Raw genomic sequence first — 14606 nt, forward strand, 5'->3', positions numbered from 1 at the left:
GGCTTTCGAGCCGCCTTTTCTTTATCTAGCGGTAAACCTGCTTGTACAGTTCTATCATGGCGTTCTCATCCGGCACCAGAGGATTATTAGCTGGTGAGCCAGATGCCAGTGCCTGCTTAGCCATCAGTGCCAACTTATCATCGTATTCACCCTTAGCGATGCCAAACTCAGACATTGATGGCACGTGCAAAGTGTCGTTCACCTTTTTAAGAAACGTAACCAGCGCGGCATGACAGCTGGCATCATCGTCATCCACGTTTGCCAGTCCCATATGTCGGGCGCAATCCGCGTATCGTTGCGATGCACCCGCCAGTGAAAACTCAGTTATCGCTGGCAGCAACATGGCGTTACTCATACCATGCGGGACATGGAAATGGACCCCCAGAGGTCGACTCATACCATGTACCAGCGCCACCGAGGCATTCGAAAACGCAATACCGGCCAGACTTGCACCGAGCATCATGGCTTCTTTTGCGGCGCGATTATCCGCGTCAGTACAGGCATCAATCAGGTTTGCGGAGATCATGCGCATCGCTGCAATAGCCTGCTGGTCACTATACGGATTAGCCTTTTTACTTACCCATGCCTCAATGGCATGAGTTAATGCGTCGATGCCGGTATCGGCTGCTACACGAAACGGCACGGTAAGGGTCAGCTCATAATCTATGATAGCAACTTTGGGCATCAGTCCAGGGCCCATGCAAAGCATTTTTTCCGCCGACTCACTGTCGCTTATCACCGTAACACGGGTGCACTCCGACCCGGTTCCTGCGGTTGTCGGAATAGCAATAAGGGGCATGCTTTGCTGATGGATAACATACGGCACCTTGTAGTCACGAATGTGACCACCGTGACTCGCCAGTAGTGCAATCGCTTTTGCACTATCAATGGCGCTGCCGCCGCCAATCGCAATCAGGCAGTCTGCATTCGCACGTGTAACCTGCTCAACAGCGCCGATAATTGATCTGTCATCCGGCTCAGGCATGACGTTTGAAAACACGTCTGCATGAATCTGCTGCTCTGCCATCATTGTCTTTAACTTATCGGTAACACCTAATTCAGCCATAATGGGATCGGCAATAATAAAAGGGCGTATTACCCCCAACTCGGAGAGGATCTGAGGCAATTGCTGTATTGACCCGCCGCCAATCTTCATCATCGACGGTACATATATGTCTGCTGGCATAGTATTCCCACATTCACATTTTTTAGAATTAATAGTCCAGAGATTCACAGTACGCCTGCTGCTCAGTTTTAGGCCGCTTAACAGGAATGACTGAGATAAGTTTATCCCCTTCTTCTTGCCAAGAGCGGTCAACCAGTGCATGTTGTAATGCTTCAACACCTGAAAGCATTTTAGTCTGGTCGGCTTCGCTGAGTAAAACTCGTTGTTCGACTATTTCTTTATCGAGATCGTCATAGTCTCTCATCAAAATAAATAAGTACGGTGTGAGTCTGCTTTTTAATTCGTCTGCATCTCTAAATCGAGCGTGACGACTTAATGTTTTTGCCAGACGACTTAGCAAAACGTACTGGCTCTTTTTCTCCAAATACGGCAGTGCCGCAATAATGACATTTTCATATTCCTCCAACCAATTCGCTTTTCGAAACAAATTTGCCAACATCAGTAACGCGGGAATTTTTACAGTAGGGTCTGTCTGTTTTGACATAATCTTCCAGTGCTCGATACTGTAATTTCGATTGCTGATAACATCATAAGCTTCTGTATTCCTGAACTCGCTATTTGGATGCAGGCATTGAGCGCGATGAAACTCGCGATCTACCAAAAAGGATAATAAATCCGATAGTTCTCTATCGGACAGTCTTGCCCCACGCTTTGCTTTATCCAGAGCATTTAATTGAAAAGAATTGTAATTCTGAGGATTGAGATTCGCTTCCTCAAATAAGTCTTCATAAGACTCATTAGAAAATTCACTCGTCGCCACATTATTCCTGGTATTCACATACACTTTGCTATCTGACGATGTTGGTTTTTGTCGATCGCCAACCGGCGGATGACCAGAATGATGACTTTTATTTAGCGACTGGTCCCTCTCAGAATATAGATAGCGTAGTGATACAAGCGTAAGTGCAGCCAGCCCTATGACAACAATGATGGTATGCAATACAAACCTAACCATAATGAATCTGGAAGCCCTTTTTTAATTGTTAAGTGTCTTAGTCCAAACTCATGTTATAACAAGCGAGGATGCAATAAATACAATTGGGCATCGGCCACTCATCAATCCAAGAAACATTTTCAATGAAAACACTGCATATAACAAATGGTGACGCCGCTATCGAACTGCTGCTCGCGGGCGGTATCGAGGGTCAGTTTTTACCGTGGCGAGATGTGTTGCATATGGGGCCAGTCAACACACAACTATCGCTTACTGAGTTGTCAGCACAGCGCGCGCAATATATCTCGCATGTTTTCGGACTTGAGCCGAACAAAGTCGCTGGCGATTTCAAACAAAGAGATATGGTAGTGAAGCAAGCCAGTGGTTTTGATCAGATCATCCTGTGGTTTGAGCACGATCTTTACGATCAGTTACAACTGTTACAGCTCCTCGATCACTGCCAACAATTAGCGATATCGCAAGACCTCCCTGAACTGTGGCTTATCAACACGGATAAACACCTGAATTATCACACGCCAGAGGAAGTGCCGGCGCTTTGGCAACAAAGAACAAGGGTCACCTTTGTGCAATTACAGCTTGCTCGTCGCGCATGGCAGGCGTTTGGCCACACCTCTCCTGAACAATGGCATGCTTTACTCCATCAGGACACGCAAACACTGCCTTTTTTGCATGATGCAATTTTACGATCTCTTCAGGAATTGCCATTTACGACTAATGGCCTGAATGCCACTGAGTCTATGATTATTGAGTCCTTATTGCCGTGTGCATTGCCCAGAGGCCGTTTGCTCCGGGCCTATTCAGCAAAAGAGGAACATGTGTTTCACGGTGATAGCGGGTTTTTCTGGTACCTGCAGCAATTGATGCAGGATGCGCCAGCGGTATGTTGTGAAAGTCCAGATGGCATTGAACTCACTCAGCTTGGTAAGCAGGTTGCTAAGGGGCAGCTGTTCTGGGATCGCGCCTACAGCCAACCTCACTGGTTGGGTGGTTATTGTATTTCCGAGCCTTCCGGCAATCGTTATTTTTGGGATCCGGTACGAGCCACTCTTTCGTCAACTAAAGCAAATTTATAAGTCGCTGTCCCATTTGTGGGACAGCGTACGCCTCGCGTCCCGCAAGCGTTGCAGCCTAATGTCTCAGTTTTGCAAAGGGCTGACCCAAATTCGCATGCAGTAACATTTACCTCTCTTCTATCTTGATTAGCGTGTAGCAAGGAACGCTACTCATCGACAGTTCTACAGCTGCGTAATTAATACAGCAAAAGGGCAAAGGAGGCGTCATGGAATGGGATGCCATGGATGCCCACCGAAAAGCTGAACCTGAGCGTTCGCATTTCGGTAACGGACATGGAAGACGTCAGGAATGTCGGAAATAGTAAACGGAAGTCATGCAACGAGATGGATCGGTTAGGCGGACCAACAACGGTCGCCGCGTCAGGGATTGATGCAACACGGCTAGGGGTCAACCGAAACACAGGATGCACTAGGGAAAGCCAAAATCCACGGACGGATTGCTGTATCAACTACAGTGCACAGACAAACGGATAGGATGGTAAAACCATGCGCTCGATATTATTCAGACAGGCCGCTGTTGAGCATCAGCACGAGCGATTGCATGGTGAGGTATTGGTATTGCCCAAAGGAATATCTTTGATCATTGCCGCCGTATTATGTGTGTGGCTCATTACCTTTGCCGTTTTCCTCGGCAAGGGCAGTTATACGCATCAGGCCACTGTGACGGGTTGGTTAGAGCCGACTCAAGGCGTACTTCGGGTTTTTGCGCAGGGCAATGCTGGAAAAATCAAACAGATACTGGTTAGCGAGGGTGACAAAGTGTCTGCGGGTCAGCCACTGTTGATCGTTAACGGTGACAGGATGCTTGCTGGCGGGGACAGTCTTGAACAATTGCTGTTGGATGAATATGCCAGTCAACAGGTCTTGCTGCAGCAACGTCTGAAAAGACTGGATTCTGCTCATAAAGTACAACAACGCGATTACCAGCAACAATATGATGCAGCAGTCGCCGAATTAGCCGAATTAAAAGCGCAGTTAAAAACCTTGTATGAGCGCAAGACTATCGTAACGTCGCGCTTTCAGAAACACCTTAACATGCATAAAGAGGGGCATATTTCCGTCACAGAAATCGATGTCAGCAAAGACCAGCTACTTCTATTGAACTCAGACATACAGGCTTTACAACGAACTGAAATTCAACAACAAAGCCGTATCCAGCAACTTTATAACACCTTGCAGCTCATACCCACTAATCAAGCAAATGAACGCGGAGATATCGGCCAGAAGCTGAGTGATATTGCACAACAGATAGCCCAATTGCATGGGCAACGTGCTTATATCATCAAGGCAGACAGAGAAGGTATCGTTACCAACTTACAGGCCAACCTGGGGCAGACTGTTCAAGCAAACTTGCCGCTACTGACGTTGGTTCCTGATACCACTCACATTGAAGCAACGTTATTGCTTCCAGTACGGGCAGCGGGCTTTGTAGCAAAAGGCCAGACACTGGACATCCGCTATGACGCCTACCCCTATCAGAAATTTGGTATACATCAGGGCGAAGTCGTCTCTGTCTCAGATACGGTATTACTGCCGGGCGAAGTGAATGGCGCGCCTTTTGCCATCAATGAACCGGTATATCTGGTTAAAGCGAGTCTCAGCAGTGCTCATGTCAAGGCCTATGGTGTGGATATGCCCCTGCGCTCGGGCATGACGTTTTCGGCAGATATTCAGCTCAGCACCCGTTCACTGCTGGAATGGTTACTGGAGCCTTTATACAGCGTTAAGGGCAGACTCTCATGACTACCGCTAGTTTCACTTCACGCCCGGAAAAACTTTTACATTTTTCTATTCATCGTCGTCTACCTGTTATTTTGCAATCAGAGGTGAATGAATGCGGTCTGGCTTGTCTGGCGATGCTCACGAGTTTTTATGGTCGGCGTACCGATCTACAAGGATTGCGGCGACGATTTGCCATTTCTGCCCAGGGCACCACATTGAAGCAACTAATGGATGCGGCGGGCAGACTATCCCTGTCGGGACGTGCATTAAAGCTTGATGTGGAAAGCCTCAAACATTTACAAACACCCTGCATTCTGCACTGGGAAATGAATCACTTTGTCGTGCTTAAAAAGGTGAGTGCAAAGGCCATTGTCATTCATGATCCCGCTATCGGGGAGCGTCGCTTACATTTTAATGAAGTGAGCAAAGCCTTTACGGGTATAGCACTTGAAGTCACGCCTACGTCAGATTTTTCGCCTGGTGATGAAAAAACCTCACTGTCCTTTACCCATCTGTGGAGCAAAATTATCGGCCTGCGGCGCGCTTTAGGACTCATTTTATTGCTGTCGCTGATGTTACAGGCGTTTGCGATTATCAGTCCCTATTACATGCAGATAGTAATTGACGATGTATTACTGCGAAGCGACCAGCAACTCCTTGCGGTACTGGCAATAGGTTTTGTTTTTTTGCTGCTGATTGATGCGGGTACCAGTGCGGTGCGACGCTTCGCTCTATTGCACCTTTCCAGCCGTCTCAATCTACAAATGTCCGCGAACGTCTTTGCTCATCTGGTACGGCTATCGCTGGATTATTTTGGAAAACGTCATATGGGAGACGTGGTTTCCCGGTTTGCTTCACTAAATGTGATCCGTGAACTGATGACCACCGGCATGGTAGCGGTCTTACTTGATGGGATTATGGCGCTTATCACACTGACTGTAATGTATATTTACAGCGCGACTCTGACATTTATTGTGCTTGCCGTCGTCATCGCTTATGCGCTATTGCGTATCACGCTTTACAGACCGGTCAGGCTTCTGACCGAGGAAAAGATTATCGCCAGCGCAACCGAGCAGTCTCATTTTATGGAATCCGTCCGGGCCATGCAGACCATTAAGTTGTTTAGTAAGGAGTGTGAGCGGGAAGGACAGTGGCAAAACAAGCTGGCCAGTACTATGAACAAGGACATCAGGCTGGCCCATTGGGATATTGGCTTTCAAGGTGCCAATCAACTGTTGTTTGGCATTGAGAATATTATCGTTATTTACTTTGCCGCGATGGCAGTCATGGATAATGCTATGTCAGTTGGCATGCTGTACGCATTCATTGCGTATAAAACCAGATTTGTGGGTGCCATGGACGGATTGATAACAAAATGGATAGAGTTTCGTATGCTTGATGTGCAGTTTGAGCGTCTGGCTGACATTGTGTTTTGCCATAAAGAATCGCACCACGCAGCAAGCCACCAGCATTCACCTGCGGATGCACCATCGCAAATAAGGTCTGGCTCATTAACTGTTCGCCAGCTCAGCTATCGCTATGGAGACCTGGAACGGCCTGTTTTCAGTGATATTAACGTCGAAATTACAGCCGGCCAGACCGTTGCTATAGTTGGCACAAGCGGCTGCGGTAAAACGACATTGATGAAATGCATGATGGGACTGCTACGTCCCTGTCATGGTGAAGTGTTGATTGATGGCATGCCACTCACCGGGCTACACCATTATCGACAACATATTGCGGCTGTCATGCAGGACGATAACCTGCTGTCAGGTAGTATCGCCGATAACATCGCCTGTTTCGATGCTCAAGTAAATATATCCAGGGTCGTGGAGTGTGCTCGTCTCGCCTGTATTCATGACGACATTGTGCAGATGAATATGCAATATCAAACCTACATCGGCGAGTTAGGAAGTAGCCTTAGCGGCGGCCAGAAACAACGTATTCTGCTGGCGAGAGCGCTTTACAGGCAACCTAAAATCCTGTTTTTAGATGAAGCAACCAGCCATTTAGACTGTGGTAGTGAACGCCTTATAAACCAGCATATTCAGGATCTGTCGATGACGCGCATTATTATTGCGCATCGGCCGGAAACCATTCGCAGTGCAGCTCGCATATTGCGATTAGATGAGACAGGTTTGCACGATTGTTCGTTAGAGCAAGCCATGCAAGTCCAGCAAACTGACTCTCGCTTATTTCAAACCAAGGAGAAGACCAAATGACGACTGAAATTACACCTCAATCGTTGTCACGCAGGGAGTGGCAGGTAGTACAAAAAATCATGCAGGGTTTGCCCAATAAATTGATTGCAGATCAGCTATTTATCACAGAAAGGACGGTAAAGTTCCACTGTGCCAATATCTATCGAAAGCTCAACATCCCAAACCGAAGTTGCCTGATAACCAGAATGTTTAAAGCCATGCCTGGAGCACTTTGACAATTAAGTCCACGTCGGTCCTTTCGGGCCGACAATGATATCCCGACAATGGGCAATTATTCAGCCTTGCATACCATCACAGTAAAGAAGGAAGACAGTATGAATCTGATACAAAAATGGAACAGCTTACCTTTTCCACTGGAAATGTTTCTGGTCAGCACATTTACCTCTTTGATTTTAGGCACGATGTTCAGTGTGCTTTACTTCATCGTTACCGAGCAGGTCCCTAACTACTGGGTCGTAGGCATCGGGTTTAACGCAATCTGGATGTTTACGCTCTATGAATCCGTATACTCCTGCTATCGTAAAGGTGCTATCGATCAAATGCGCCATGGCAACGCGTTTAAAATGTAAAACTAGCCGTTAGTACGGTTCATAGTCTGATAATCATCGTTATACTCATTCTGTGTCAGCGTAACAGTGACACTCGCCCAGGGAGCGGGCGCATCAAGGAATGGGGAGTTATGCGTACTGCATACTGCCAGCGACTGCTACCTGAAAAATAGTACGCAACGTTAAACAGGAGAATGATGATGGAACATCCATTTTCAGACCAGCCAGGCCTCATCGCACTCAGTCAGGACATGACCGAACACGTTGGTGGTGGTGCCATTGTAACCAGCACCTTTAATTCTACTCAGGGCAGTGAAGTACCTGTCCCTACAGAGCCAACACCAATACGTCCTCCGATATACACCACTCTGGCAGTGGGTGAAGAAGGTGGGGTATTTCCCGACCCGGATTTGTAATCGGTAAATAACAGGGCGGATTGCTCCGCCCGATGTTCATGGAATAGATGATGTCCTTAAGCCTCATTCTCGGTCCTGACAATGATCAACATGCATTACATATTAAATCCGCATGCGACGCGCGTAATCACCCGGTTTTACTGTTTGATAGTGCTGATTTTCCCACGCAGACAGCGATTAGCTGGTCACCTCACCTAAATGAAGGCAGTGTTCATATAGACGGCGACGATATTCCGTTTAGTGGGATTCGCTCCGTGTTCTGGAGCTGCTTGCATCCTGCCAAGCTAGCGTGTGGCATGACACCTGAGCAACAAAGTATCGCCAGAAACGATGTCTGCAGTACGTTGCGTACATTTTTGCAGGAGCCGACAATACGCTGGGTAAACCCCTGGCAAAGTTATCAGTATCATAAAGTGAAGCCCCGCCAGCTCGCTCACGCGCAGCGCCTTGGAGCGAATATCCCCGTCACCCTGATCAGCAATAATATTGAAAAAATCCTGGCGTTCTGTGAGCAGGTCGGAAACGTTATATACAAACCTGTTTATGGAGGTGCGCTTACCCGTGAAGTGCAACCTAACCAATTAAATCCACAACGCTTGCAGCTTGTTCTGGCAATGTCACCAGTGACATTGCAGCAATTTATTCCAGGCACAAATGTGCGCACCTATGTGATTGGTCAGCATGTTTTTAGTGCTGAAATAGCTGCCGATACTATCGACTTTCGAGATGATAGAAATCCAGTCTTACGCCCTATTAGCCTGTCTGTGAGAGAAACCGAGCTTGCAATAAGAATAAGCCGTGGTTTCGGTATGTGCTGGACTGCCATCGACTGGCGACGTGATCACGACGGCACGCTGTTTTTTCTGGAGGCTAACCCAAGTCCGATGTTTATGTTCTTTGAGCAACAAACCGGCTTCGCTATCACTGAAGCGCTAACGGATATGTTGGTCAGCAAAAAGTGATGTTGGGGACGCCTAGTTGGGGACGCCTAGTCGGGGGCGCCTAGTCGGGGGCGCCAAAAAAGATTGGATACCGGACAGGCATTTCGCGCCTGCCGGTATCACTGAGTGACGTTTTATAGGATAAACCGGCTCAAATCTTCATTGTCGACCAGCATTTCAAGATGCTTATTGACATACTCAGCGTCAATCTGGAATGTCTCGCCGTGCTTTTCAGAAGCATCAAACGAGATATCTTCCATCAATCTTTCCATCACCGTGTGCAAGCGACGAGCGCCGATGTTCTCGGTTCGTTCATTGACCTGCCAGGCCGCCTCGGCGATGCGACGAATACCATCTTCGGTAAAGCTGACGTTAACGCCTTCAGTCTGCAGCAATGCGATGTACTGTTCTGTCAGTGACGCGTTAGGTTCAGTCAGAATACGTACGAAGTCTTCAACACTGAGAGCAGAGAGTTCTACGCGAATGGGTAATCGACCTTGCAACTCAGGGATCAGATCGGAGGGTTTGCTCATCTGGAATGCGCCTGAGGCGATGAACAGTATGTGATCTGTTTTTACCATTCCATGCTTGGTCGACACGCTGGAGCCTTCAACGAGAGGTAACAAGTCTCGCTGCACCCCCTCTCTTGATACATCTGCAGTACCAGTGCCCTCGCGCTTGCAGATTTTGTCGATTTCATCAATGAAGACAATGCCATTCTGTTCCACCGCCTCGAGCGCCTTTTCCTTGAGCTCTTCCTGATTGACCAGTTTGGCAGCTTCTTCTTCTATCAGCATTTTGAATGCATCTTTGATTTTTATTTTTTTCTTTTTCTTCTGCGTGCCAGACAAATTCTGGAACATACCCTGCAATTGATTAGTCATCTCCTCCATGCCAGGAGGCGCCATGATCTCTACGCCCACCTGTGGAAGAGCGATATCGATTTCAATCTCTTTATCGTCTAACTGCCCTTCCCGTAATTTCTTGCGAAATGCCTGACGCGTGCCCCTGTCTTCGGTTTTCTCCTTATCGCCCCAGACATTCTCCGGCGGCGGCAATAATACGTCTAGAATACGCTCTTCGGCTGCCTCTTCTGCGCGATACCTGACCTTCGCCATTTCTTGTTCTTTGGTCATTTTCACTGCGATATCAGCCAGGTCTCGGATGATGGTTTCCACTTCCTTACCTACATATCCCACTTCGGTAAACTTGGTCGCTTCTACTTTAATGAAGGGAGCGTTCGCCAGTTTAGCCAAACGACGGGCTATTTCGGTTTTCCCTACGCCCGTAGGACCAATCATCAAGATATTTTTAGGCGTGACCTCCTGTCTTAACTCAGCTTCCAGTTGCATACGTCGCCAGCGGTTTCGCAACGCTATGGATACGGCTCGTTTGGCCTTTTGCTGACCAATTATATGGCGATCAAGCTCGTGAACTATCTCTCTTGGGGTCATTTCTGACATGAATGCTTTCCTATTTGCTAAACACTGATGGTGTCATCAATGCGTGCTTAATATGTCAATAACTCAGGGTTTCAACAGTCTGGCTGTGGTTAGTGAAGACACAGATATCGCCCGCTATCTTTAGAGATTTTTCTGCAATATCCTGAGCCGACAGCTCGGTATTTTCGAGTAAAGCGGTTGCGGCAGCCTGGGCGTAAGGCCCACCAGAGCCTATCGCGATGAGATCGTTTTCTGGCTGCACCACATCACCATTGCCGGTAATGATCAGCGAAGCAGTTTCATCGGCTACCGCCAGCAATGCCTCTAGCCTGCGCAGCATCCTGTCGGTACGCCAGTCTTTTGCCAATTCAACGGCAGCACGGGTCAAATGCCCCTGATGCATTTCCAGTTTAGATTCAAACCGTTCAAATAAAGTGAACGCATCGGCAGTCCCGCCAGCGAAACCTGCTAACACTTTGTCATGATAGAGACGACGCACTTTACGTGCATTGCCTTTCATTACGGTATTCCCCAGAGAAACCTGGCCGTCACCGGCAATCACCACTTCATTATTGCGGCGCACAGATACAATTGTAGTCACCTGATTTCCTTAAACTGTGTGAGTTCTCGGGCGTGGCTCAGCCCCTTGCTGAGCCGATAATATGCTGCGCCCGTTTGTGTAATAAGGCTAGATGTGGGGGACGACTGGTAAATTTCAAGCCACAGGCTGTAGCGGCTTATAAATTCCAGTACCAAATTTGACAGGTAGTGATGCTAATCCGTCTGAGAGCGTGCTTGTCACGTTCCGCATCACGTTTACTCTCGTAGGGTCCGAGAATAACGCGATACCAACGTCCATTATCGCCTTCACTGGGTCGAATTTGCGATTCAAGCCCTTGCATCGCGATACGTGCACGCATCTCGCTGGCTTGTTCATCAGAACGGAATGAGCCGCATTGCATAAGGTAGCGCTTGTCTGACTGTTGATGCTCGGGTACATCAACTTCCACTTCATAGCCCGGTAACGTCTTAATAAATTCCCATTCTTCTTTGGGTAATTCCGGTAACGCATCCTCTTCCTGCGTTTCACTTACGACAATATCGGAGCTTGCAGGCGCTTCCTCTGCACTATCCTTAATACTCCATAGAAAATATCCGAACGCACCTACAAGCGTTAAGGTGATGATCAGCCTCAACCAGGGAATTGGAGCTCTGTCGGGTTGCTTTTTGGTGTTTTTCTTCGCCGGCGCGCGGCCACGCGCGACATAATCTTTATGCGCCATAATACTGCTAAATCAGAGGAAATGAACAACGTGAAAACAGAAAAATATCGTAATGTAGTGTAACGTGGAATTACGCATGAATACTACCGCCTAAGCGCTGTGAAACAAAATTTATGTCGCAATTAATTACGCTTCGCCAAGCACGTGTAGACGATTGTTTAGTGCTGACTCAAATAGCTATAAAGGCTAAAGCTTCCTGGGGCTATGACGAGTCTTTCATGGACAGTTGCAAAGCCGAATTAACCGTCACACCTGACTGCCTGGCAGGCGATTTTTCGACAATCGTCGCGCAGGTTGACGATCATCCTGCTGGGTTTTACACACTAGCGTATAGCCACCCCGGCAGCTGGTCCATAGAAGCGCTGTTTGTTTCACCCGTGATGATGAAAAAGGGCATTGGCAGCGTATTAATGCAGGATGTTTTGCAGAGCGCAGTTCAGTCCAAAGTTCATACCTTGAGAATTGAATCCGACCCGCACGCGGTTGGCTTTTACCAACGATTCGGTGCCGTACAAACCGGCACAGTGGCGTCAGGCAGTATTGAGAATCGATGCCTGCCATTGCTCGAAATAAAACTACCTAACTGAATTAAGTGAAATCCTGCGGATCAACGTCCACAGACCAGCGCACCTTTCGTGCTTCCGGCACATTCTCAAGCTGCAGTAAGAGAGGAGATAATAGTCGGTGTAAGGTGCTGCGTTGCGAGCTTTGTAGCAGCAATTGCATACGATATTTGCCCTGGCGCTTTTCCATCAGCGATGGCAGTGGGCCAATGATTTGCAAAGACGCTGCACTGCTTTGCAACATCTCATTAAGCATTTCCCTGCAACGAGACAGAAATGCATGAGGTAGGCTGGCGTGCGTGGCCTCAGCTCTTAACAGTGCCTGATAGGTAAATGGCGGTAAGTGAGCATGCTTTCGTTCCAACAAAGCATATCGGGCAAAATGTTGATAACCGTTGTTGGTCAGATCTTGCAATAGCGGGTGCCCTGGATTATGGGTTTGTAGCCACATCTCTCCGGGTTGCTCCGCTCTGCCTGCGCGTCCAGCCAATTGCGTCACCAACTGCGCGAGATGTTCGGACGCTCGGAAATCACCGCTGAACAGAGCACCATCTGCATCCAAAACCACAACCAGTGTGACCCGCGGAAAATGATGGCCTTTGGACAGAATCTGCGTGCCGACCAGCAGCTGATATTCAGGCTGATTGACTTTATCAAGCTGTGACGACAATTTGCCTTTACCTTTCACCGTATCGCTGTCAAGACGCAGTACTTTTCGCTCCGGAAACAGCGTATTAAGTCCTTGTTCAAGCTGTTCAGTCCCCACCCCAACACCAAACATGGCGTCCTGATGGCATTGGTTGCAGGTTTTGGGAATTGGCCGGGCACTGGCACAGTGATGACACTGCAACTTATTTAATTGACGATGCACGGTATAGGGTTTGTCACAGCGGCGACAGCTTTCAACATGTCCACACTGATGACATACATACGCCGGTGCGTATCCGCGACGATTGATGAACAGTAAGACCTGATTACCTCTCTCCAGATGTTGGCGTATTCGTTGAGTCATGCCAGCGGCGATACCCACCCTCAGCGGTTGCTCGCGAATATCCATAAGGTGCTGCGTTGGCGGACGGGCGTTGCCCGCACGATGTGACAGAATCAAATGCTGATAACGGTTGGACAAGGCATTTTGCAATGTCTCGAGACTCGGCGTAGCGCTACCTAACACCAGCGGAATATTTTCCTGTTTCGCCCGCTTTGCAGCATAATCACGCGCGTGGTAACGCAAACCATCCTGCTGTTTGTAGGACAAATCATGCTCTTCATCAACGATGATCAGTCCGGGTGTCTGCATGGGCGTGAATATCGCACTGCGAGTGCCAATGATCAGGCCGATTTCGCCATCCCGGCTTTGTTGCCATACTCTCAATCGTTCATTATCGCTTAGCCCAGAATGCAGCACGCCAATACGGCTGCCAAAGCGCTGCGAAAAGCGCAGCACGGTTTGTGGTGTCAAACCAATCTCTGGAACCAAAACCAGAACCTGTTGGCCTTGTAAAAGGACTTCTTCGATAGCCTGCAAATAGACTTCAGTTTTGCCACTACCGGTGACACCCTCGAGCAAAAACACCCCGAAACGACCGAGCTGTGACGTTATTGCGCTGATCGCCAGCGCCTGCTCTGCGTTGGCATGGGGCTTTTCACCTAAACGCAAATTAGCTTGCCAGTCTTGCTCGGGTGTATATGGTTGACTCTCTACTTTGATAATTGCCTTATCAAGCATGGCTCGTTTAATAGCGCTGGTTAACAGGTCACGCACATCTTGAACGCGCCGACCTCCCTGAGACAACATCTCAACAAGCGTGCGTTGTTTCGGTGCTCGCGCCGTCTGTTGTCGCGCCGTATCGATATCAACCGCTAAGCTGACGACTTCCACAGGCCCCGGTTCACTAGGGTTATCCTTTCGTAACGCAGCGGGCAGACAGGTAAACAGCACGTCACCAATGGGATGCTGATAGTACTGACTTAGCCACTGACACAATGACAGCATGAGAGGAGTGAACAACGGCCTTGTATCAAGCACACGATCTACATTTTTGAGAGTGATGTCACGGTGTTCTGTGTCGCTGGCCTGGCCCATCACGATACCAATAAGGCTGCGGCCAGCAAACGGCACCTGCACCCTGACTCCATCGTGAAGACACTGATCACTGGTATACATATAGGTCTGGCGTTTTGGCACCGGAAGCGCAATCTGATAAACGGGCATGCTAACGTCAATAAAATCCGTAAATGTGAAGGTGTGAACC

General features: G+C 48.3%; 14 protein-coding genes. 8 read left to right on the forward strand and 6 right to left on the reverse strand.

Features of this window, described 5'->3' with window-relative positions:
* Positions 1-25: 25 nt before the first annotated feature.
* Complete coding sequence (locus tag G441_RS0111320; RefSeq protein WP_026376456.1) at positions 26-1186, reverse strand: iron-containing alcohol dehydrogenase; 1161 nt, start codon at positions 1184-1186, stop codon at positions 26-28.
* A gap of 28 nt (positions 1187-1214) precedes the next feature.
* Positions 1215-2141: a hypothetical protein gene (locus tag G441_RS0111325; protein WP_026376457.1), complete on the reverse strand. Its 927-nt coding sequence runs from the start codon at positions 2139-2141 to the stop codon at positions 1215-1217.
* Positions 2142-2263: 122 nt separating this feature from the next.
* Here G441_RS0111325 and G441_RS18555 point away from each other — a divergent pair, with 122 nt between their 5' ends.
* From G441_RS18555 to G441_RS0111360, 7 genes are all read left to right on the forward strand, one after another.
* Entirely contained in the window at positions 2264-3214 is a 951-nt protein-coding gene (locus tag G441_RS18555) for a DUF1835 domain-containing protein (RefSeq protein ID WP_034474904.1), read from the forward strand.
* A 486-nt stretch (positions 3215-3700) separates the two neighbouring features.
* Entirely contained in the window at positions 3701-4957 is a 1257-nt protein-coding gene (locus tag G441_RS0111335) for an HlyD family secretion protein (protein WP_026376458.1), read from the forward strand.
* Positions 4954-7158 carry a peptidase domain-containing ABC transporter gene (locus G441_RS18560; protein ID WP_051275551.1) on the forward strand — a complete coding sequence of 735 codons (2205 nt, stop codon included), beginning with the start codon at positions 4954-4956 and terminating at the stop codon, positions 7156-7158. Before G441_RS0111335 ends, G441_RS18560 begins: the two co-directional genes overlap by 4 nt.
* Entirely contained in the window at positions 7155-7373 is a 219-nt protein-coding gene (locus G441_RS0111345; protein ID WP_026376459.1) for a LuxR family transcriptional regulator, read from the forward strand. Before G441_RS18560 ends, G441_RS0111345 begins: the two co-directional genes overlap by 4 nt.
* A gap of 99 nt (positions 7374-7472) precedes the next feature.
* Positions 7473-7727 (forward strand): hypothetical protein, encoded by a 255-nt coding sequence (locus tag G441_RS0111350; RefSeq protein WP_156896356.1) that lies wholly within the window; start codon positions 7473-7475, stop codon positions 7725-7727.
* Positions 7728-7906: 179 nt separating this feature from the next.
* Positions 7907-8122 (forward strand): hypothetical protein, encoded by a 216-nt coding sequence (locus tag G441_RS0111355; RefSeq protein WP_156896357.1) that lies wholly within the window; start codon positions 7907-7909, stop codon positions 8120-8122.
* Between the two features lie 47 nt (positions 8123-8169).
* Complete coding sequence (locus G441_RS0111360; RefSeq protein ID WP_051275552.1) at positions 8170-9084, forward strand: ATP-grasp domain-containing protein; 915 nt, start codon at positions 8170-8172, stop codon at positions 9082-9084.
* A gap of 113 nt (positions 9085-9197) precedes the next feature.
* On the opposite strand, the gene hslU is transcribed toward G441_RS0111360, so the two are convergent.
* From hslU to G441_RS0111375, 3 genes are all read right to left on the reverse strand, one after another.
* Positions 9198-10526: an HslU--HslV peptidase ATPase subunit gene (gene hslU / locus G441_RS0111365; protein WP_026376463.1), complete on the reverse strand. Its 1329-nt coding sequence runs from the start codon at positions 10524-10526 to the stop codon at positions 9198-9200.
* 55 nt (positions 10527-10581) lie between these two features.
* Positions 10582-11106 (reverse strand): ATP-dependent protease subunit HslV, encoded by a 525-nt coding sequence (hslV, locus tag G441_RS0111370; protein ID WP_026376464.1) that lies wholly within the window; start codon positions 11104-11106, stop codon positions 10582-10584.
* 136 nt (positions 11107-11242) lie between these two features.
* Positions 11243-11788 carry an SPOR domain-containing protein gene (locus G441_RS0111375; protein WP_026376465.1) on the reverse strand — a complete coding sequence of 182 codons (546 nt, stop codon included), beginning with the start codon at positions 11786-11788 and terminating at the stop codon, positions 11243-11245.
* A 218-nt stretch (positions 11789-12006) separates the two neighbouring features.
* Here G441_RS0111375 and G441_RS0111380 point away from each other — a divergent pair, with 218 nt between their 5' ends.
* Positions 12007-12375: a GNAT family N-acetyltransferase gene (locus G441_RS0111380; protein WP_169726078.1), complete on the forward strand. Its 369-nt coding sequence runs from the start codon at positions 12007-12009 to the stop codon at positions 12373-12375.
* Between the two features lies 1 nt (position 12376).
* Here the strand turns inward: G441_RS0111380 and priA are convergent, their stop codons facing one another.
* Entirely contained in the window at positions 12377-14566 is a 2190-nt protein-coding gene (priA, locus tag G441_RS0111385; protein ID WP_026376467.1) for a primosomal protein N', read from the reverse strand.
* Positions 14567-14606: the final 40 nt, after the last annotated feature.

It is taken from the genome of Aestuariibacter salexigens DSM 15300 (assembly GCF_000429145.1).
GTDB classification, from domain to species: domain Bacteria; phylum Pseudomonadota; class Gammaproteobacteria; order Enterobacterales; family Alteromonadaceae; genus Aestuariibacter; species Aestuariibacter salexigens.